Annotated in this window: 21 protein-coding genes, 1 other RNA gene and 1 pseudogene; 15 read left to right on the top strand and 8 right to left on the bottom strand. The window is 36.1% G+C overall.

Annotation, left to right across the window (positions count from 1 at the left end; genetic code table 11):
• On the bottom strand, positions 1–2,457 hold the full coding sequence (locus M0G43_RS07660; protein WP_248024844.1) for a TonB-dependent receptor: 2,457 nt from the start codon (positions 2,455–2,457) through the stop codon (positions 1–3).
• A 12-nt stretch (positions 2,458–2,469) separates the two neighbouring features.
• A complete protein-coding gene (locus tag M0G43_RS07655; RefSeq protein ID WP_248024843.1) occupies positions 2,470–4,155 on the bottom strand; it encodes a M23 family metallopeptidase in 1,686 nt (561 codons plus the stop codon).
• A 227-nt stretch (positions 4,156–4,382) separates the two neighbouring features.
• On the opposite strand from M0G43_RS07655, the gene M0G43_RS07650 reads away from it, so the two are divergent.
• The 4 genes from M0G43_RS07650 to rny all read left to right on the top strand — a co-directional run bounded on the left by M0G43_RS07650 (position 4,383) and on the right by rny (position 6,782).
• Positions 4,383–4,673, top strand: a complete 291-nt coding sequence (locus M0G43_RS07650) for a hypothetical protein (RefSeq protein WP_248024842.1) — start codon at positions 4,383–4,385, stop codon at positions 4,671–4,673.
• A 19-nt stretch (positions 4,674–4,692) separates the two neighbouring features.
• Positions 4,693–4,986, top strand: a complete 294-nt coding sequence (locus tag M0G43_RS07645; protein WP_248024841.1) for a cell division protein ZapA — start codon at positions 4,693–4,695, stop codon at positions 4,984–4,986.
• A gap of 54 nt (positions 4,987–5,040) precedes the next feature.
• Positions 5,041–5,148, top strand: a non-coding RNA gene (gene ssrS / locus M0G43_RS07640) — 6S RNA.
• A 56-nt stretch (positions 5,149–5,204) separates the two neighbouring features.
• A complete protein-coding gene (gene rny, locus M0G43_RS07635; RefSeq protein ID WP_248024840.1) occupies positions 5,205–6,782 on the top strand; it encodes a ribonuclease Y in 1,578 nt (525 codons plus the stop codon).
• A gap of 155 nt (positions 6,783–6,937) precedes the next feature.
• Here rny and xerD read toward each other — a convergent pair whose 3' ends face one another.
• Positions 6,938–7,849 carry a site-specific tyrosine recombinase XerD gene (gene xerD, locus M0G43_RS07630; protein ID WP_248024839.1) on the bottom strand — a complete coding sequence of 304 codons (912 nt, stop codon included), beginning with the start codon at positions 7,847–7,849 and terminating at the stop codon, positions 6,938–6,940.
• A gap of 220 nt (positions 7,850–8,069) precedes the next feature.
• On the opposite strand from xerD, the gene M0G43_RS07625 reads away from it, so the two are divergent.
• The 7 genes and pseudogenes from M0G43_RS07625 (at position 8,070) to M0G43_RS07600 (ending at position 11,896) form a co-directional block, all read left to right on the top strand.
• On the top strand, positions 8,070–8,582 hold the full coding sequence (locus M0G43_RS07625; protein ID WP_248024837.1) for a porin family protein: 513 nt from the start codon (positions 8,070–8,072) through the stop codon (positions 8,580–8,582).
• A gap of 133 nt (positions 8,583–8,715) precedes the next feature.
• Complete coding sequence (locus tag M0G43_RS07620; RefSeq protein ID WP_262917166.1) at positions 8,716–9,300, top strand: porin family protein; 585 nt, start codon at positions 8,716–8,718, stop codon at positions 9,298–9,300.
• Between the two features lie 136 nt (positions 9,301–9,436).
• Positions 9,437–9,958, top strand: coding sequence for a porin family protein (locus M0G43_RS07615; protein WP_248024835.1), 522 nt, complete (start codon positions 9,437–9,439; stop codon positions 9,956–9,958).
• 197 nt (positions 9,959–10,155) lie between these two features.
• Positions 10,156–10,368, top strand: coding sequence for a hypothetical protein (locus M0G43_RS15815; protein WP_317231448.1), 213 nt, complete (start codon positions 10,156–10,158; stop codon positions 10,366–10,368).
• Positions 10,369–10,380: 12 nt separating this feature from the next.
• A pseudogene (locus M0G43_RS15810) lies at positions 10,381–10,794 on the top strand (porin family protein); the annotation flags it as partial.
• A gap of 75 nt (positions 10,795–10,869) precedes the next feature.
• Positions 10,870–11,286 (top strand): type II 3-dehydroquinate dehydratase, encoded by a 417-nt coding sequence (gene aroQ / locus M0G43_RS07605; protein WP_248024834.1) that lies wholly within the window; start codon positions 10,870–10,872, stop codon positions 11,284–11,286.
• Between the two features lie 16 nt (positions 11,287–11,302).
• The gene (locus tag M0G43_RS07600; RefSeq protein ID WP_248024833.1) at positions 11,303–11,896 is read left to right on the top strand and encodes an outer membrane beta-barrel protein; all 594 of its coding nucleotides are present in this window, start codon (positions 11,303–11,305) and stop codon (positions 11,894–11,896) included.
• A 53-nt stretch (positions 11,897–11,949) separates the two neighbouring features.
• Here M0G43_RS07600 and lpdA read toward each other — a convergent pair whose 3' ends face one another.
• On the bottom strand, positions 11,950–13,326 hold the full coding sequence (gene lpdA / locus M0G43_RS07595) for a dihydrolipoyl dehydrogenase (RefSeq protein WP_248024832.1): 1,377 nt from the start codon (positions 13,324–13,326) through the stop codon (positions 11,950–11,952).
• 293 nt (positions 13,327–13,619) lie between these two features.
• Between lpdA and M0G43_RS07590 the strand changes: the two genes are divergently transcribed.
• Genes M0G43_RS07590 through M0G43_RS07575 form a run of 4 tightly spaced genes read left to right on the top strand, consistent with a single transcriptional unit; the run spans position 13,620 to position 16,231 of the window.
• Positions 13,620–14,036 (top strand): carboxypeptidase-like regulatory domain-containing protein, encoded by a 417-nt coding sequence (locus M0G43_RS07590; protein WP_248024831.1) that lies wholly within the window; start codon positions 13,620–13,622, stop codon positions 14,034–14,036.
• A 15-nt stretch (positions 14,037–14,051) separates the two neighbouring features.
• Complete coding sequence (locus M0G43_RS07585) at positions 14,052–15,065, top strand: transglutaminase domain-containing protein (protein WP_248024830.1); 1,014 nt, start codon at positions 14,052–14,054, stop codon at positions 15,063–15,065.
• 59 nt (positions 15,066–15,124) lie between these two features.
• Positions 15,125–15,697 carry a hypothetical protein gene (locus M0G43_RS07580; protein WP_248024827.1) on the top strand — a complete coding sequence of 191 codons (573 nt, stop codon included), beginning with the start codon at positions 15,125–15,127 and terminating at the stop codon, positions 15,695–15,697.
• A gap of 3 nt (positions 15,698–15,700) precedes the next feature.
• Positions 15,701–16,231: a hypothetical protein gene (locus M0G43_RS07575; protein WP_248024826.1), complete on the top strand. Its 531-nt coding sequence runs from the start codon at positions 15,701–15,703 to the stop codon at positions 16,229–16,231.
• 222 nt (positions 16,232–16,453) lie between these two features.
• Here the strand turns inward: M0G43_RS07575 and M0G43_RS07570 are convergent, their stop codons facing one another.
• The 4 genes from M0G43_RS07570 to gcvT all read right to left on the bottom strand — a co-directional run bounded on the left by M0G43_RS07570 (position 16,454) and on the right by gcvT (position 19,708).
• Positions 16,454–17,176, bottom strand: a complete 723-nt coding sequence (locus M0G43_RS07570; RefSeq protein WP_248024825.1) for a YebC/PmpR family DNA-binding transcriptional regulator — start codon at positions 17,174–17,176, stop codon at positions 16,454–16,456.
• 124 nt (positions 17,177–17,300) lie between these two features.
• Positions 17,301–17,591 carry a 4a-hydroxytetrahydrobiopterin dehydratase gene (locus M0G43_RS07565; protein ID WP_248024824.1) on the bottom strand — a complete coding sequence of 97 codons (291 nt, stop codon included), beginning with the start codon at positions 17,589–17,591 and terminating at the stop codon, positions 17,301–17,303.
• A 170-nt stretch (positions 17,592–17,761) separates the two neighbouring features.
• Complete coding sequence (locus M0G43_RS07560; RefSeq protein ID WP_248024823.1) at positions 17,762–18,592, bottom strand: sugar nucleotide-binding protein; 831 nt, start codon at positions 18,590–18,592, stop codon at positions 17,762–17,764.
• 33 nt (positions 18,593–18,625) lie between these two features.
• Positions 18,626–19,708, bottom strand: a complete 1,083-nt coding sequence (gene gcvT / locus M0G43_RS07555; RefSeq protein ID WP_248024822.1) for a glycine cleavage system aminomethyltransferase GcvT — start codon at positions 19,706–19,708, stop codon at positions 18,626–18,628.
• Between the last annotated feature and the right edge of the window lie 269 nt (positions 19,709–19,977).

The following is a 19,977-nucleotide window of genomic DNA, read 5'->3' as shown; positions in this document are numbered from 1 at the left end:
TTAAAGCTTCATTGATAATCTAACGTTGAAAACCCTAGGGCTCAAATAATTTGGGATGGCATACTGACGTTTGCTGTACACATCTCTCACCCAAGTGTTGGTAATCGTATTTTGAACATCAAACATATTAAAGATTTCAAAACCCAGGGACAACTCTCTAAATTTACGTTTCCAACCGCTCGTATAGGTTTTATTTTGATCCACTAAAACATAACTGATTCCCAAATCGGCACGCTTATAATCTCGCAAACGGTTTTGATATTCATAAGGATCAGCATAACTAGGTGAACCTCCAGGCACACCGGTGTTGTATACCAAGTTCAAATACATTTTTAAATCCGGAATGGTTGGAACATAATCTTGAAACAAGACACCAAATTTCAATCGTTGGTCTGTAGGACGAGAAATGTAGCCTCGATTTTCAATATTTTCTTCTGTTTTAAGATATCCAAAACTAAACCACGATTCAGTACCAGGAACAAACTCGCCGTTCAAACGTAAATCAAGACCATAAGCATAAGCCTTAGCATTATTATTGGCACGATAGCGAATCCTCACATTTTCCAATGTATAAGGATTGACGTCGCTCATACTTTTATAATAGGCTTCAGAAACCAATTTAAATGGTCGGTCCCACATTTTGAAACTATACTCATTACCAAGTACGATATGCACTGATTGCTGCGCTTTTACATTTGGCCTCACTGTTCCCATAGAATCTCTCAACTCGCGATAAAAAGGAGGTTGATAATACAGACCACCCGCAATTCTAAACAACATATCTTTTTCCCAATCTGGCTTGATGGCAAATTGCGCTCTAGGGCTAAAAACGGTTTGAGTGGTACTTTCGATACCGTCGCCATTAACTGTCCAATTGTGAACCCGTACACCAGCATTATAAAACACTTCGTTGTTGCCAAGTGTAGAGCGTCGGCTCCATTGTGCGAATGCTTGAAATCGATCTATTTGGACATTGTTAGTCGCCCTTACATTTTGAAATGCCACCAATGGACCTTGATAGGGTTGGTAAGGCTGTTCATTGAAAAAATCAAGGTTAGGAGGATTGATAGAGAAACCTGCAGAATCAATAACTTCCCATTCTACCAAACGATCACGAATGTCTTCGTGAGTGTACTTGATGGACCATTCGTAAGTGTCTTCATCGTTTTGGTAATCACCACGATGTTCAATGGTCGTAATCAATGCATCCAAATCATTTCTGGCGTGCGTCAATTGACCACCAATACCTTCACTGAATTCTACTTCACCCAATGTTTCGCTGCCAATATTACTATCTACCTCTCCTAATCGATATTGAGCTAAAATATCAAAATACTCTTCTTCCGTGGTATGATAGGTAGAGCCAATCAACTTTAGCGTTAAGTCATCATTTACAAAATAATTGGCTTTTAAGGCACCGAAATAGGTTTGGTATTCATCTTTTTCTTGACCTTCGTAAAACACAAGCAATGCAAGAGGATTTTCCAAAGTTCCGAAGTTGGTCTGGCGGTTTTGTGGTTGAAAATCATATTTGTTGATACCTATGTTGCCCAAGAAATCCAATTGAAATTTATCAGTAAATTTGTAGGTCAGATACGTTTGAGCATCAGCAAAGACTGGTCTTACGATGCCTTCGGTTTCCAATGAATTCAAGACCAAACTATTGTCGCGATAACGCAATCCTACAATCCCTGTGAATTTTGAATCTTTTGAAACAGTTTCCGCAGCAAGGCTTCCGCCAAGCAAACTCAAATCGGCACTTAAGCCGAATTTAATAGGTTTTCGATAGGTGATATCCAAAACCGATGACAATTTATCGCCATATTTTGCTTGCCATCCTCCCGCAGAGAAATCGACATTCTGCGTTAAATCTGTATTTACAAAACTCAAACCTTCTTGCTGCCCAGAACGTACCAAAAACGGACGATAGACTTCAATTTCATTGACATACACCAAGTTTTCATCAAAATTTCCACCTCTTACGGAATACTGTGTACTTAATTCATTGGAAATATTTACACCAGGAAGTGTTTTCAAAATGTTTTCGACACCAGGTTGAGCGCCTTTGATAGTTCTTATAACTTCTGGAGAAATTGAAGTGACACCATCTACTGATTGACGTGTATTTTGATTGATGACAACAGTCGCAATTTGCTCCACGTTCAAATTCATCACAGGATTAAACTCCACTTCTTGACCGTTCTTTAAATTGAATTTTACAACGACGCGTTTGTAGGAAATATGAGTGAATTCGATGGTTACTTCGGTGTCAACATCAATTTTGAGTTCGTAAAACCCATTTTCGTTGCTTGTGGTTCCTCTTTCGCCAGCCTTGATACTTACATTGGCTATTGGCAATTGTGTGTCGTCCAGGATGATACCTTTAATGGTTGCAGATTGTGAAAATCCAATCAGATGTACACAAAAAATGAGAAGAAAGGTTGTTAGTTGTTTCAAAAGTGAACTGTTTTATTTTCTAAAAAAGGTTGCTTCAAATGTAGCACTATTTCCCACATTATCGGTTACGATGACTTTTAATTCGTTTTTAGTATCTGTAACGATATTATCATTAAAGTCGAAAGTTAGCGTATTGTCTTTGTATTCATATTCCATTAAAATCCATTTGCCATTAATGGTTGCTCGATAGTTTCCGATTCCAGATAAATCATCGGTGATTTTGAGGGTTAAATAACGATATTTGCTCAACCATTTGCCATCCTGAAAATTCACTGGAGCAATCGTTGGCTTGGTGGTGTCCAAAACCAACACATAACTTCCCAAAGCATTGGAAGAAGCTGTCAGAAAATTTTCTTTTCGTCTGGTGTTTAAATAGCTAGGATATTTTTTATAACCAAGTAATTCAGCAATGTAGAGTCGATCTTTTTCAGAATCCTTAAAATGGCTGATATCATATTGAATCGTGACATTTTTTTGAAGCGGAATCACATCCTTGTCTAAATACAGCGTGTCATTATTCACTTTAAAATCAATAAAAGTATCTTCATAAAAACTGTTGGCAGGGAATGAAACGGTTACATTTTTATCATTTAAGGTGGTGGCTTGGTCAGAAAACACATAATAATTTTTTTTGTTTTCAGGTTTAGATGGGATAGAATCTGGTTTTTTACCTGTTATGGGAATGGTAATCCAGCTTTCATTGCCTGCAAAATCTTGAAGTCGCACTTTGTAAACCGAAGACGTTCCTTCTTCAACCGTAATGTACCCATCATCATCCAAATCTTTAAACATACTCAAAACATTGCCTTTTTCAACAAATAATTTTTGTAGATGAGTACGTTTGGTTTTGTAATATTCATAATCTATGAATCTATTGATGTGACGTGATTCATCAAAAGAAAACCTGAAAAAATCCATTTCAAACTTCTTGTTGCCATTAAAGAAAGTTTGGATATTGCTCAAGCCGTTTTTATTGACTGCTAGGTCTAGCTGGTCATGAGAACCGATTGAAAAACCAATTTCTCCCGATGCTTGGATGGACTCAACTTTATACTCGTTATTTTTCCCAGGCATAAATCGTAATTCCAAACGTGAGTTAGAGTTATTGATGGTAGATTTATCATCCTTTGGATAAGCAAAAACAGAAGTAAGAGTTGGCGGTTTCGAATCTTTGACATCCAAACCAAATAACAGCGGATTGATGGTTCTTTCTTGCTGGTCGCGAATTTCAAAATGCAAATGAGGACCACCTGAACCTCCAGTATTTCCTGAATACGCAATGACTTCATCAGTCATTATCTGAAGTTCTTCAGCAGTTGGGAAAAGTTCTATTTCATAACTTTCTTTTTCATACTGTTTCGCTTTTAGATAAGCCTCGATTTTAGGAGCAAATGCCTGCAAGTGTCCATAAACTGTTGTGTAGCCATTGGGATGCGTGACATACAAGGCTTTTCCATAGCCATAATGCTGAATTTTTATACGGCTCACATAACCTTCTGCTGCGGCATAGACATTCAAACCTGTTCGCTGCTGTGTTTTGATGTCTAAACCAGAATGAAAATGATTGGTACGAAGCTCTGCAAAAGAGCCCGAAAGTATCAAAGTAACATCCAGCGGACTTCTAAAGTAATCCTTTGGGTATTCAACTTGGGAAAAAGTAATTTGTGAGAAAATGAGGGCTATAAAAAGGTATTTCATATGATGATTTGAAAGGCTAAAAATATTAAAAAAGTTTGAAGTTGGTACAACGGGAAACACTAATTTAGTTTGTAATCTATTTCTCAAAATAATCAACCTCAAGAGGTTTATTGTGACTGACACAATCGCTATCATCTAAAAAGAAATATTTTGAAATTTATTGTAAAAGAATTGTGATTTTTAATTTTGGTATGTTAACTTTGTTTCATCAGTATTGAAAATTGTAAATGAGTAAAATTGAAGATATTGTTGATTCTTTAGAGAATAAAATCAGCAAGGTTTTGCATAAACAAGAAGTTTTAAAGCAGACCAATGCAAAGCTTTCAGAGGAATTAGCCCAATATCAACAAAAAATCATCCAGCAGCAGGAAGAACTTTCAACCTGGATTGAAAAATACGAATCACTCAAAATTGCAAGTTCAATGTTGGGCAGTGATGAAAACAAACGAGAGACAAAGCTCAAAATAAACGCATTGATTAAAGATATTGACCATTGTATTGCTCAATTATCAGAATAATGCAACAAAAAAAATCATAATGTCTGAACAGCTAAAAATAAAGCTTTCCATCGCCAATAGAGTCTACCCATTGACCATTGCGCCTAGCCAAGAGGAAGGTTTGAGAAAGGCTGCAAAGAAAATCGAGACGATGATTATGCAATTTGAGCAGAATTATTCCGTTAGGGATAAACAAGATGTTTTGGCTATGTGTGCCTTACAGTTTGCATCCCAAGTGGAACAAAAATCGATAGATAAAGAGTATGTTAATGAAGAAGTGCAAAATAAACTTGAAAGTTTAAACGAACTCCTTCAGCAACATTTAATCTCTTGACGTTCTTTAAAATATAAATAGGTTACTGCCTACATTAGTTATTTTTTTTGATAAACTCAACGTTAATTCTTTAAAAAGGGTGAGTTTAAGCTGTAAAATCGGGCCGTCTTTGAACGGATTTTTGATCAGTTTGTTAGCCCTAAACTTGTTTTTAAGGAGTTTATACAAAATTCGAAACTGATGTAGGCTTTTTTTTTATAACTAAACTAAACTAGAAAATGGAAACGAACACAATTTTAATGATTGTTGGAGGCGTAGTATTGGGAGCAATACTAGGATATATCATAGCGAAGTCAATGGAAAAGACCAATGCTTCAAAAATCATAAAAAATGCAAAGGATGAAGCATCCTCTATCATAAAGCAGGCCAATGCCGAAGGCGAGAGCATTAAAAAAGATAAACTTTTACAAGCCAAAGAAAAGTTCATCGAACTAAAAGCAGAACACGAAACTGTTATTTTAAGTCGTGACAAAAAAATAGCTGAAGCTGAAAAGCGTACAAGGGACAAGGAATCTCAAGTGTCGAGCGAATTGGCAAAAAACAAAAAATTGAGTCAAGAACTCGAAGAAAAAATCAAGGAAAGTGATTTTAAACTTGAGTTTCTTGAAAAGAAAAAAGAAGAGGTTGAAAAGGCTCACAAAAGCCAAATCAAACAATTAGAGGTTATTTCAGGTCTTTCTGCTGAAGAAGCGAAATCTCAATTGGTGGAATCGCTTAAGAGCGAAGCAAAATCAGATGCGATGGCTTTCGTTCAGAATTCAATTGAAGAGGCCAAATTAACAGCGCAGCAAGAAGCTAAAAAAATCATTATCAATACTATTCAGCGTATTGGTACGGAAGAAGCGGTTGATAATTGTGTTTCTGTATTCAATATAGAATCTGATGATGTCAAAGGACGCATTATTGGTCGCGAAGGTCGAAACATTAGAGCGATAGAAGCTGCAACAGGTGTTGAAATCATTGTGGATGATACGCCAGAGGCTATCATCTTATCTTGTTTTGATTCGGTGCGTCGTGAGATTGCGCGATTGTCTTTACATAAATTAGTGACAGACGGTCGTATACATCCTGCAAAAATCGAAGAGGTTGTAGAAAAAACAAGAAAACAGATTGAACAGGAAATCATTGAAGTTGGAAAACGAACTGTGATCGATTTGGGAATCCACGGTTTACACCCAGAATTGATAAAATTGGTAGGAAGAATGAAGTATCGTTCTTCTTATGGTCAAAACCTGCTGCAACACTCACGCGAAGTTGCCAAGCTTTGCGGTGTGATGGCTGCAGAATTGGGATTGAACCCTAAATTGGCAAAACGAGCGGGATTACTTCACGATATAGGTAAAGTGCCAGATTCAGAATCTGATATGGAAACACCTCACGCTATTTTGGGGATGCAATGGGCAGAAAAATATGGTGAGAAACCAGAAATATGCAACGCCATTGGAGCACACCACGATGAGATAGAAATGACAACCTTATTGTCACCAATCATTCAGGTGTGTGACGCGATTTCAGGCGCGAGACCAGGAGCAAGACGTCAAGTGTTGGATTCTTATATTCAGCGTTTGAAAGACTTGGAAGATGTGGCATTTGGCTTTAGTGGAGTCAACAAAGCTTATGCAATTCAAGCAGGGCGTGAATTAAGAGTTATGGTTGAAAGTGAAAGAGTTTCTGATGATCAGGCAGCAAATCTATCTTTCGAAATATCTCAAAAAATCCAGACCGATATGACGTATCCTGGGCAGGTTAAGGTGACTGTTATACGTGAAACAAGAGCTGTCAATATTGCTAAATAGTTGGCAGTAGCAGTTTTCAGTCGCAGTCCCAATCCCAGTTTTCAGCATTCAGTTGGTAATCGACGGTCTTGGCTCTTGTCTACCGATTCCTCATTCATAAAGAATCTGCAATCCGTAACCATCTGTGTACTGATACTGAAAACTGCTACTGAAAACTACTTCCTAGGATGAAACTTATGAAGAACTTCCTTTAGATGGCTTCTATCTACGTGCATATAAACTTCTGTGGTGGTAATGCTCTCGTGTCCTAACATCAATTGTATAGCTCTTAAATCGGCTCCATTTTCTAGAAGATGTGTTGCAAATGAGTGTCTAAAGGTGTGAGGCGAAATAGTCTTGTTGAGATTTATTTTTTCAGCCAAGCGTTTGATGATGGTAAAAATCATAGCTCGTGTTAATTGTTTGCCCCTATGATTTAAAAACAGGGTGTCATTGAAACCTGGTTTGATAGCAATCATTGTTCTTACCTCATTAATATAAGTATTGATGATTTTTTGTGTGCTGTAACCAATAGGGACAAACCGTTGTTTGTCACCTTTCCCAGTTACCTTGATGAAGTCTTCATCAAAAAACAAATCAGATAACTTAAGCTCTGTAAGTTCACTGACACGAAGTCCGCAACTGTATAAAGTTTCCAATATCGTTCGGTCGCGCTCGCCTATGCGGATGCCGTTATATTCATGAGTGAGGTCTATGGCCTGTATCAATCTGTCTATATCTTCAATACTCAAGGTATCTGGAAGTTTTCTACCGATTTTAGGAGATTCAATCAAATCCAAAGGATTTGTCTTCCTATAATCTTCAAACACCAAATAACTAAAAAAACTTCTCAATCCAGATATAATTCGTGATTGTGACCTGGCATTATGAGATTTTGAAACGTCATATATAAATTCTTGAATTGTAGAATATTCAATAGTATATGGAGATTCATTTATGTTTCTAGATTCTAGAAAATAAACCAGTTTTTTCAAATCGTATTCGTAATTGACGATAGAATTTTTAGACAGACCACGCTCTATTTTGAGATAATGCTTGTAATCTTTTAGTGCATTTTGCCACTTCATGACGATAAAATTAGTAAAATCAACCGAATAGCTAAACGAATTTATACGTCATTTGTCGTATTTTTGAAAATTATTGTTAATAACATTAGTTTTAATTTATTGATAAACAACATTTTAAAAAAATATGTTCACAAGATTGTTAATAACTGTTTGAAATAACTTTAATATCTCAAAAAAAAGTATTTAGTTTGTGCTAATCAATTTTAAAAACTTAAAGATTATGAAAAAATTAATGTTAATTGCTGCTTTTGCAGCTTTTGGATTATCAAATGTAAACGCACAAGAAACTAGTTTCGGTGTTAAAGCTGGTGTTGATTTTGCATCAAGCAAAGTTGAATTTGATGGTTTTAGCGCTACAGGATCTGAAACAGGTTTCTATGTAGGTGCATTTGCAGAAATTGGTGTTTCTGAAAAATTTGCAGTTCAACCAGAGCTTCTTTATGTTGCTGTAACTGATGCAAATCAAATTGCTTTACCAATCATGGCAAAATTTATGGTTACTGATCAATTTAATGTTATGGCTGGTCCAACTCTTGGATTTGTAATGGATCAACCTGAAGGTTTCAATTCATTTAACTATGGAATTGAGGCTGGTGTTTCTTATGAATTTACAGAAGAGTTCTTTGCTGAGGCAAGATACAACATTGGTCTTGCTAACTTGATTGAAGATGGTGGAAGCGATGTTTCTGCTAAATTGAGCGGTTTCTTCCTTGGTGTTGGATACAAGTTCTAAAACATTTTTAAATAATAATGAAAACCGAAGTAATTGCTTCGGTTTTTTTTTTGAGCAAACTTCTTGCATCGGGCTATAGCATGATATTAATCTTCTTTTTTATATTTTTATCATCTTATTCTATTAACCAATTATGAATAGATTACAATTACTAATTTTACTAATTTCTATGGCCAATATGACATCTATGAACTCTCAAGATGTCCGTTTTGGATTTAAAGCAGGTATCAATATTTCCAATTCATCAGAGATAGAGACTTCAACGAATTCTAGAACATCCTTTCATGTGGGAGGGATGATGGAAGCTCTATATGAAAATAATTTTGCCATTCAACCAGAAATCATATACTCTCAACAAGGCTTTGATTATATCCTAGATGGGTCTGAACGGATATTTAAGTTCTCATATATACATGTTCCTGTGATGATCAAATATTATGCATCAAATAGCATATATGTCGAAGCTGGTCCGCAAATAGGTTACCTAAATACTGCGAGATTGGAAACTGTTATTGAAGGTGAAAATAAAGATATTGACATCAAGGAAGGTATGAGATCCAATGATTTAAGTTTAAATATCGGTGTCGGTATTCTATTTAAAAATGGTATCAATCTTAATGCTAGGTATTCTTATGGTCTAACCAACGTTGTTAGTGGTTTGCCTCACGATAAATTTAAAAATAGAATCATTCAGATGTCTATCGGATATTTATTTTGAAACTGTGAGCCGCTTAATTTTATATAATTACATGATTTTTAAATAATTATAAATTATTGCTATTATAATTTTTTTTCTTGCAAGATTTCGGAATTGGATTTACATTTGCCCACTAATTTTTTAAACTTAATCAATTATGAAAAAAGTATTACTTATTGCTGCATTGGCAGTATTCGGATTATCTAATGTTAATGCACAAGATGATCAAGAGCATGGACCTATCCAAGAAGGGAAATGGTTAATTGAAATTAACACAGGATCTTGGACAACTGGTAGCACGGCATTCTCTTTGACATCTGTTGATGGTGAAACACAATGGTCAGTTGGAGCTGAAGGTGGATATTTTGTTGTTGATAATCTAGCTATCAAAGCTGGTCTTGGATATCAGGATTTTGGTGATGATTTTTCAGCTTTTTCTTACAAAGTAGGAGCTAAATATTATATCGCTAATCAATTTCCTGTCGGACTTGATTACACAGGTGTTAGTTATAAAGATGTTGATGAAAACCCATCATATGTAGGTGTAGAAGGTGGTTACGCATGGTTTATTACTCCTAAAGTGAGTATTGAGCCAAAATTGCGTTACAACGTATCAATGAATAGTGATTTTTATGATGATGCTTTGCAAGTACTAATTGGATTTGCAATACATTTATAAGATAAATCTAATTATATTAATAAAAACCGGGGCAAACGCTTCGGTTTTTTTATTCATAGTTTATTTACCTTGTTTTGCATTTCGTCGTAAAACACTTTGTTAAAACACTTAAATTGTTGTTAAACCTACTGTAGCTTGACAACCACATGTGTGTTACATTTCGTACAACCTCATATCAAATTTTAAAACTTTAAGATATGAAACGAATTTTTTTAACTATAGGATTTTTGACGGCAACGTTTTATTCAACGTTTGCACAGGATGATAGTTCAACTCCAGAATTTGGGGCCAAAGCAGGTGTCAACTTTTCAAACATTGTAGGTGATGATGTAGGCGATTTAGACTCAAGAACCAGTTTTAATGCTGGTGTTTTTATGGAATTTCCAATTACTGAACGATTTTCATTTTAACCAGAGGTTCTTTATTCAGGTCAGGGTTTTACGATTATGAGCAACGATCAAGACAACTTCTTTGATGTGGATGACAACATTGAATATCAATTGAGCTACATTCAAGTACCATTATTGTTTAAAGTATATTTAGTAGAAGGTCTTAATATTGAGGCAGGTCCTCAATTTGGGTTTAAAATTAATGAAGAAATCGATTCTCAACCTACGAACGATGGAGGAGATGTAGTGATAGATCCGGATGATTCTTACATAAAAGGGTTCGACACTAACCTTGCCTTGGGTGCGGGATATAAGTTCAACAATGGTTTTTTCTTAAATGCCAGATATACTTATGGACTCACAAATATTTTTAAGGATGATACCATTTTTGAAAATGTAGATGCCAAGAATTCTGTTTGGCAATTTGGACTAGGATTTAGTTTCTAGACCAATGAAAACTTATAAGAAACCGAAGTCAACAACTTCGGTTTTTTTGTGCTTTATTTTTGATATATTTACTTTATGAAAAAATTGATCATCATTAACGGACCCAACTTAAATTTGCTTGGAACACGAGAGCCGGACTTGTATGGAAGTTTGTCTTTTACGGAATTCCTGGATAAGTTGAAAAGCAAATATCCAGATATTGATATCGAACATTTTCAATCTAATGTAGAAGGGGAGTTAATTGATAAATTGCAAGAGGTTGGGTTTTCTTATGATGGTATTATCCTCAACGCTGCGGCCTACACTCATACTTCGGTAGGAATTGGCGATGCCGTAAAAGCAATAAAAGTTCCTGTGGTGGAAGTTCATATTTCAAATACGTTCAATAGGGAGAAATTCAGACATAAATCATATGTGTCTCCAAATGCGAAAGGTGTCATTCTTGGCTTTGGTCTTCAAAGCTATGAGCTGGCAATACAGAGTTTTATCTAAATCCTAAATTATATCTATGAAACATTTACTTATGCTGTCGTTGTGTCTAGTAGTTACAACGTCAATTATTGCCCAAGACACATCTACTGTCGACAAAAAACAAAACCAATTTGGTATTACTGTAGGCTACGTTGGTGCCACAGCAAAATCTAGCCTTGATAATTCTTCCATTTCCGCTACTAATTCTGAAGGTGGTGTCAGCGTTGGAATTTCATTGAACAGTGAAATCTCTGAAAAACTTTATCTACAACCAAGTGCTCAATTTGCTTTTATTAATGATGAAACTTTTCTATTTGTACCTGTAATGTTAAAATATTATGTGGCAGATAAGTTTGGATTAATGGCAGGACCCCAAGGAACGTTCAGTTTTGGCGATAAACAAGGTTTGCCAATCAATACGTTTGGATTGGACGCAAGTTTTGGAGCGGGATATGACATAAATGAACATTTCTATTTAGAAGCGAGGTACGCTTTGGAACTTACTAATAGAACTCCTGATGCGATAACTACAGAATATATTGAGAATGAATTTGATCCAGCCTTTTATCAGGAAGTCAATTTAAAAACAAAACTCAACTCATTCCATATCACACTCGGATATAGATTTTAATTAAAAAGGCGGTTCATTTCTGAACCGCCTTTTTTCAATATATTTTATGAATACTACAAGTGAATCACTTCTCCATAAGCATCAGCCACAGCTTCCATCACTGCCTCACTCATCGTAGGGTGAGGGTGAACAGCCTTCAATACTTCGTGTCCTGTAGTTTCAAGTTTACGGCCTAATACAGCTTCAGCAATCATGTCGGTAACACCAGCACCAATCATATGGCAGCCTAACCACTCGCCATATTTGGCATCAAAAATCACTTTTACAAAACCATCCTTGGCTCCAGAAGCACTTGCTTTACCAGAAGCAGAGAACGGGAACTTACCAACTTTGATGTCGTATCCTTTTTCTTTGGCCTGTTTTTCGGTTAATCCTACGCTGGCAACCTCTGGTGTACAATAGGTACATCCCGGAATATTTCCGTAATCCAATGCTTCCACGTGTTGTCCAGCAATTTTTTCAACACACAAAATACCTTCTGCAGATGCAACGTGTGCCAACGCTTGTCCTGGTGTAACATCACCAATGGCATAATAACCAGGAATATTAGTTTGATAAAATTTGTTCACCAAAATCTTGTCTCTGTCTACAGCGATTCCAACATCTTCCAATCCAATATTTTCAATATTTGATTTGATGCCTACAGCTGATAATATGATGTCAGCCTCAAGTGTTTCTTCACCTTTTGAAGTCTTAACGGTTGCTTTTACTCCATTACCTGAAGTATCAACTTTAGTAACTTCCGAAGAAGTCATAATATTGATACCGCTCTTTTTGAATGATTTTTCCAATTGTTTCGACACATCTTCATCTTCAACAGGCACGACATTTGGCATAAACTCTACAATAGTTACTTCGGTGCCCATTGAGTTGTAGAAGTATGCAAACTCCACGCCAATAGCTCCAGAACCAACAACAATCATTTTCTTTGGTTGCTCCTTAAGGCTCATAGCCTCTCTGTAGCCAATGACTTTTTTGCCATCTTGTTTCAAGCTTGGCAACTCGCGAGAACGTGCTCCAGTAGCAATGATGATATGGTCTGCGCTATATTCTTTTCCGTCAACATCTACTTTTTTTCCTGGTTTTACTTTTCCAAAACCATTAATGACGTCGATTTTATTCTTCTTCATAAGAAACTGAACACCTTTGCTCATGCCTTCAGCAACACCACGACTACGTTTCACAACTGCATCAAAATCTTTTCCATAATGCTCTACAGAAAGACCATAATCTTCGGCGTGTTTTAGATATTCAAATACCTGTGCAGATTTCAATAATGCTTTGGTAGGAATACAGCCCCAATTAAGGCATACACCTCCGAGACTTTCTTTTTCTATGATAGCAGTTTTAAAACCTAATTGAGACGCTCTAATAGCAGTAACATAGCCTCCAGGACCACTTCCAAGAACAATAATATCGTATTTACTCATGAGAATTTTTTAATCTTTATTAGAAGCTACGAAGTTACAAAAACTAATTTTCAAATTACAAATTCCAAATCTAAAATGTAGATGATAACTAGATTGGGAAAGAAGATTGTACATTTTTTTTGTAATTGGAATGAGTAGTACTTTGATCTATTAATTAACATTTGTATCCTCAAGTTTTTACTATCTTTATTAACTAAAAGGACAGTCACTCATTCAAACGGGCTTTTCACTCATTTTCAATTTTAATTGCCTGTCTTTTAAGATACATTTGGTTAAACAAAACTTATATAATTATGAAAGCACAAGTCACACACATTCCAAACAAAATGATGCGCACGCTAGGTTTCTTTGCTCTATTGATGATGCTATCCGTATCGGTAAATACACTGTTTGCACAAACTCCAGCGCAGCAAACTGAACGCACAATCACAGGTGTCATTAGTAACCAAGAAGGTCCACTGGAAAGCGCCAGCGTCATCTTAAAAGGTGGAACCACAGGTACTACAACCAATAGCAAAGGAGAGTTCACCTTTCCAAAAGCTTTAAAAACAGGAGATGTTCTGGTGGTTACGTATCTCGGATTTTTAACGCAAGAAGTGAAAATCAAAGATGGAGTAGATTTCATCCGTTTGACGCTTAGCGAAGATTTATACGAATTTTCAGGAGCACCAAACAGCGACAAACCCTACAAATCAAAGCGTACCAAATAGAACGAGTATCTATTTATGAGATTATGGCTATTCATAGCACTTGTCATTAGTGTATTCCAATCCTATGCCCAAAGGTCAGATTTTGCAACGGTCAATTTCAATAAGGCCGATAGCATAGCATTGGAATACAAAAATGATGGTCTATACAACCTGCCATTGCTCTCACACAATCTCACTTCATCACTTTCTACAGATGTTGAAAAATTCAGGGCCATATTCAAATGGGTTTCTAGCAACATTTCAAATGATTATGGATTGTTTGAAATTAACCAACGTAAACGTCAACGTTATAAAAATGACAGCCTAAAGCTCGAAGAGTGGAATGCTAGATTCCGAAAGCAGTCTTTTAAAAAACTACTTCGTAAGCAGCGTACCATTTGTTCTGGCTATGCCTATTTGGTAAAGAAACTAAGTGATTTATCACAGATTGAATGTCAAATCATTCAAGGCTTCGCCAAAACAAGTACAATTGATGTTAGCACCTTGGATATGCCCAACCACGCCTGGAATGCTGTAAAGCTGAATGGCAAATGGTATCTGTGCGACCCTACTTGGGCGAGCGGCACACCACACCCTGAAACCAATAAGTTTGAATTTAATTACAATGACGGCTTCTTTTTGGCAAGTCCAAAATTGTTTGCCATCAATCATTTTCCGGTAGAGCAGAAGTGGCTCTTATTGGAAAACAGTAATCCCACTTACCAAGATTTTCTCGATGCACCCATTATCTATGGCAAAACCTATAGAAATCTCAATGCTTACAGTCAGCCAAAAACACTTTTCAATACCGTCTATAAATACCAAAAGGTCACTTTTCAGTGTGAACTTTCAAAAACAATTAATGTAAAAGACGTCAAATTGATGCTAGACGATGGCAGCAGTTCAAAAACCATCCACCCAGAAAACACCACCATCAACCATCAAACCCTCACCATCGAATACAGTTTTGACCGCACAGGCATCTACGATGTTCATCTAATGATTGGCACAGATCTAATTTCGAGCCATACCTTTGAGGTGAAGGGGTGAAGTAAAAGATTATCTTTATGCAAGAATTAAATAATATGATTCACATATAACTGCAAAAATTGAATTGGAAAAAAATAGATGACAATTGGAAAGCTTTCGTTAAAGAAAATCAATTGATAGATTCTAGCGAAGAGACTCATTATCTATATGGAAAACAACAAATGTACAGCGCTGTGGAGAACTTCCATGATCTGCAAATTTATTATCAGCAAAAAGTTAATAAATCTGCGAACCCTGGATCTTCAACATATACGGGAAACGGTTTAACTATCACAACACCTATTGAAACAGTTGAAAAATGGCGAGTTGAAATTCATCAATTGTCTCGTTGGAAACAATTATTCTTTTCTACCGGAAAATTAGTTATTAAGGCTTCTCATAATGAAATCAACGAGTATATACCACATGCTAAAATCGAGAAATTATTTATAGTGTGCCCAGATCTAAAACTGTCAATCCGAAAATTTGAAAAGTATCATAATCCAAACATTCCATTTGATCAAACCGTGTTAGTTTTGGAGACCAAGCATCAACCCGAAACACTCGAGCATCTAAACCAGTGTCGGGATATAATTATTAACTTTCTTGAAAAATTAGTCGCCAATAAAAAATTAAAACCAATAGATAGTTAGTCTATGAACCTCCCACTATACACCATTCTTATAGTCCTATTCCATTTAAGTTGCCAATCAGATAAAACAACAAAGCAGCAAGATGTCAGTATCAATTGCACAGAGAATGGTTGTAGTAGCTCCTACACAGGCCCAGAATTCATCGATGGTAGCGACGTCGCACATAAATTCTCTAACAAGATGAGCAAAGCTGTGGGTGATAAACTCAAAGAATTGTACAAATCCAAAAACTATAAAAAAGTAAACTTTGAAGCCATACAAATGAGCACTAAAGGTATGGGAACAGGCAATGTCGTTTATACTTTGCAAATCCCATTTGTTTCCGTTGCTTCAAAATGCAATGCTTATACGTCCTTCGACCACGTTGGTGGCTGGAATCACACACCAGCACTAGAAGGTAGAAAAGAAGAATTAAAAAACGTCACACTACTAAACCACCAACTCAACATCAGCACACTCAAAACAACTCCAGAAGGCCTCCAAGAATACTGGATTCAATGGAAAAACAAACCATTGCAAAAAGAATGTGAATAGATAATATTTCGCTATTGTTAATGTTTTTACTTACGATCTTTACGTTTTTTCAAAATTTATAATTCCCAACTTCCCAAAAGCAATACAAAAAAACTCTTGAAACCCCAATTAAATCTCAAAACACTTTAAAAGGCATCCTAAAATATAAAGGAATAAAATTGATGAAGAATAAAAAAGAGAACACAACTGGTTCTCTTTCTAATAAATATTTTAATTTTTAGTTTACTCTTCAGAAGATTCTTCCATGGTATGATACACATTCTGAACGTCATCATCTTCTTCAATTTTTTCTAGAAGTTTTTCAACATCAGCTGCTTGTTCGGGAGTAAGTTGTTTAGTCACTTGCGGAATGCGTTCAAACCCTGAAGATAAAATTTCAATACCTCTGCTTTCAAGTTCGCTCTGAATGGCACCAAAGCTTTCAAAAGGCGCATAAATCATAATGCCATCTTCATCAGCAAATACTTCTTCGACTCCAAAATCGATCATTTCCAATTCCAGTTCTTCCACATCAATGCCATCCGCAGGAATTCTGAAGTTGCAGGTATGGTCAAACATAAACACCACAGAGCCAGAAGTGCCCAAACTTCCATCGCATTTATTGAAGTAACTACGGATGTTGGCGACTGTTCGTGTATTGTTATCAGTTGCTGTTTCCACTAAAATGGCGATGCCGTGTGGTGCATAACCTTCAAAAAGTACTTCTTTAAAATCACCAAGACTTTTATCAGAAGCACGCTTAATGGCGCGCTCTACGTTGTCTTTTGGCATGTTCACAGATTTCGCATTTTGAATGACGGCTCTTAAACGTGCATTACTGTCTGGGTCTGGGCCACCTTCTTTTACCGCCATGACGATATCTTTACCAATGCGTGTAAAGGCCTTGCTCATCGCAGACCAACGTTTCATCTTTCGTGCCTTCCTAAATTCAAAAGCTCTACCCATTTCTATTTATGATTTAATTTTTAAATAATTGATTGTATGTCATATGACATAGCAATGCATAAGAATGCATCAGTCTGTCAACATTCATTGGCAAATTTAGAAAAAAGCTAATGTATAATACAAATTAATCTTGAACCTCTACAATGGCTTCAATGGCTTCTGCCAATTGGAAGTCTTTTTCGGTAACACCTTTTGCTGAATGTGTGGACAATGAGATGGTGAGCACATTATAAACATTGGTCCAATCTGGATGATGGTTAAGGGCTTCACATTCGAAAGCTATCCGGCTCATGGCGCTAAAGCAATCCTTGAAGTTATCAAATTCGAACTCTGCGTGAATGGCATCGTCGTAATAATCCCAGTCTGGGAACTGAAGTAATTTCGCTTCGATAGTGTCTTTATCTAACTTTTTCATCTATTCTAGTTTTAGGTGATTTAAAGTTAGCGAAATATTTTAAGTTTTAAGTGCCTAAAGTTTGAAAGTAATAAGTACTTAAAGTTTTGAGAACTTAAATTTAAATCTATTTATTGACATAAACCTTTAGAACTTTAGGCACTCCAAGTACTTTAGGCACTCATAACTTTTCAGACTTTCAATTCTTCCAGGACTTCGCTGCTGGTAATTTGAAGATGTTTGGGCAATTTATTGGCTTTGGGCATCACTGCAAGGTAGCGGTCTTCATTGGTTGTAAACACGTGTTTGTACTGCACATTGATAGGAGTAAGCGCCGTAACCAATTCTTTTATAAAATCATCGTGATGCACCAAATCAGTACTTCCAAGATGAAACACGCCATATTTTGCTCTATTGATGATATAATGAACCTGTTGCGTCACTTTAAAATCTGTGGTGACATTCATAATCAAGTTTGGGAAAATCTCGATGGGAGTTTTGTCGTGAATGTGTTGTTTCAGTTCTTTGATACGAGGAGACTGTGAACCAAAAACCATTGGAAGACGAAGAACAGCAACTTGCTTTTTTGGCAAACGAAGCAACATATTTTCAATCTTTATTTTGAAATGCCCATAAATACTCTCGCTCAAGGTTTTATCATCTTCATAACTGGGAAATTTACTGTAGGCATCAAACACATTGGCTGATGATAGAAAGATGATTTTACAGTTGTTCAACACCAGATATTCCATCAGATGTTGATGTGCGAGGGTTTGAGAATGAAAATCGCCACGCAAAGCGGAAATTACAATAGAAGGTCTTACAGCTTCAAGAATTTCAAAAATATCATCTTCTTGTACGTTATATTGAAAGAAGTGTTTATTCTTTTCATACGAAGCGTTTGTGGTGCAATACGTACCAAACGTATTGAAATAAGGGCAAAGTTCCTTGTAAAGCGAATTGCCCAAAAAGCCACTGGCTCCAAGGATTAAAATTCTATGTTTTTCTTCTCGTTCTTGCATCAAAAGTCGTTTCCGGTAGAGAAGTTAATCCATTTAGGCTTTATAAAAAGGCAATTTTACAACCGTTGCAGGAATGGCATTTTTACGAATTTGAATATTGATTTTACTGCCAACTTCAGAGAAAATTGTTGGAACATAGCCCAAACCAATACCTTTATTCATAGAAGGCGACATCGTTCCTGAAGTCACTACACCAATAGTTTTTCCGTTGCCATCAACAATATCATAACCGTGACGCGGAATGCCACGTTCGTCCAACTCAAATGCTACCAATTTGCGCTCTGGACCTCTTTCTTTTTCTTCTTTTAAGGCTTCAGAATTTGTAAAATCCTTGGTGAATTTTGTCACCCAACCCAAACCTGCTTCAATAGGTGAGGTGGTATCATCAATATCATTTCCATAAAGGCAATAACCCATTTCCAATCGTAAAGTATCACGGGCTGCCAAACCAATCGGTTTGATTCCATAGTCAGCGCCAGCTTCGAGAACTTTATCCCAAACCTGTTTCACTTCAGAATTTTTACAGTAGATTTCAAATCCGCCACTTCCTGTATAACCTGTTGACGAAATAATCACGTGCTCAATACCTGCAAAATCACCGACGATAAAATTATAAAATGCGATAGATGACAAATCGTGACTAGACAAGCTTTGCATCGCTTCAACCGCTTTTGGACCTTGAATAGCCAAAAGAGAATAATCCTCACTCAAATCGCGCATTTCAGCTCCAACATCATTTTTTGATGAAATCCAGTTCCAATCTTTTTCAATATTGCTGGCATTTACAACCAATAAATATGTTTCTTCTTTAACCTTATAAATAATCAAATCGTCCACAATGCCACCTTCTTCATTCGGCAGACAGCTGTATTGCGCTTTTCCAATGGTCAATTTTGAGGCATCATTACTGCTTACTTTTTGAATTAAGTCCAATGCATTCGGTCCTTCAATCAAGAATTCGCCCATATGAGACACATCAAATACACCAACAGCTTTTCGAACGGTTTCGTGTTCAATATTGACACCTTCATACTGAACAGGCATATTATATCCTGCAAAAGGAACCATTTTTGCTCCAAGAGCTTCGTGAGTGGATGTTAAGGCTGTGTTTTTCATAAATTGATTTATTTTCATTTCCGCAAAGGCGGAAATCTATTCTAAAAATCTTTAGTCAGATAATATACAATTGCAAAAACAAGAATCAATAAGAAAAAACTCATTAGCAAAGTTCTCCTTAAAGACTTTCTATTGGATAGAAATTCAAAGTTGAATCCAATGAATTCTATTATTGCAACTAAAACTTCTTTCATAAAAGTTGCACAAAAATATTGAAAATTATCTGTTTTATTAAGGATTAGAATCGATTAAAAATATGTTAATTTTAA

Source organism: Subsaxibacter sp. CAU 1640 (genome assembly GCF_023156585.1).
Taxonomy (GTDB): domain Bacteria; phylum Bacteroidota; class Bacteroidia; order Flavobacteriales; family Flavobacteriaceae; genus JBPOFM01.
The sequence above is the reverse complement of the archived record's forward strand: the minus strand, read 5'-3'. Positions and strand labels throughout refer to the sequence as shown.

Coding starts and splice junctions, on each gene's coding strand:
- M0G43_RS07655 (WP_248024843.1), bottom strand. CDS start 4,155: ATGAAATACCTTTTTATAGCCCTCATTTTCTCACAAATTACTTTTTCC.
- M0G43_RS07650 (WP_248024842.1), top strand. CDS start 4,383: ATGAGTAAAATTGAAGATATTGTTGATTCTTTAGAGAATAAAATCAGC.
- M0G43_RS07645 (WP_248024841.1), top strand. CDS start 4,693: ATGTCTGAACAGCTAAAAATAAAGCTTTCCATCGCCAATAGAGTCTAC.
- rny (WP_248024840.1), top strand. CDS start 5,205: ATGGAAACGAACACAATTTTAATGATTGTTGGAGGCGTAGTATTGGGA.
- xerD (WP_248024839.1), bottom strand. CDS start 7,849: ATGAAGTGGCAAAATGCACTAAAAGATTACAAGCATTATCTCAAAATA.
- M0G43_RS07625 (WP_248024837.1), top strand. CDS start 8,070: ATGAAAAAATTAATGTTAATTGCTGCTTTTGCAGCTTTTGGATTATCA.
- M0G43_RS07620 (WP_262917166.1), top strand. CDS start 8,716: ATGAATAGATTACAATTACTAATTTTACTAATTTCTATGGCCAATATG.
- M0G43_RS07615 (WP_248024835.1), top strand. CDS start 9,437: ATGAAAAAAGTATTACTTATTGCTGCATTGGCAGTATTCGGATTATCT.
- M0G43_RS15815 (WP_317231448.1), top strand. CDS start 10,156: ATGAAACGAATTTTTTTAACTATAGGATTTTTGACGGCAACGTTTTAT.
- aroQ (WP_248024834.1), top strand. CDS start 10,870: ATGAAAAAATTGATCATCATTAACGGACCCAACTTAAATTTGCTTGGA.
- M0G43_RS07600 (WP_248024833.1), top strand. CDS start 11,303: ATGAAACATTTACTTATGCTGTCGTTGTGTCTAGTAGTTACAACGTCA.
- lpdA (WP_248024832.1), bottom strand. CDS start 13,326: ATGAGTAAATACGATATTATTGTTCTTGGAAGTGGTCCTGGAGGCTAT.
- M0G43_RS07590 (WP_248024831.1), top strand. CDS start 13,620: ATGAAAGCACAAGTCACACACATTCCAAACAAAATGATGCGCACGCTA.
- M0G43_RS07585 (WP_248024830.1), top strand. CDS start 14,052: ATGAGATTATGGCTATTCATAGCACTTGTCATTAGTGTATTCCAATCC.
- M0G43_RS07575 (WP_248024826.1), top strand. CDS start 15,701: ATGAACCTCCCACTATACACCATTCTTATAGTCCTATTCCATTTAAGT.
- M0G43_RS07570 (WP_248024825.1), bottom strand. CDS start 17,176: ATGGGTAGAGCTTTTGAATTTAGGAAGGCACGAAAGATGAAACGTTGG.
- M0G43_RS07565 (WP_248024824.1), bottom strand. CDS start 17,591: ATGAAAAAGTTAGATAAAGACACTATCGAAGCGAAATTACTTCAGTTC.
- M0G43_RS07560 (WP_248024823.1), bottom strand. CDS start 18,592: ATGCAAGAACGAGAAGAAAAACATAGAATTTTAATCCTTGGAGCCAGT.
- gcvT (WP_248024822.1), bottom strand. CDS start 19,708: ATGAAAAACACAGCCTTAACATCCACTCACGAAGCTCTTGGAGCAAAA.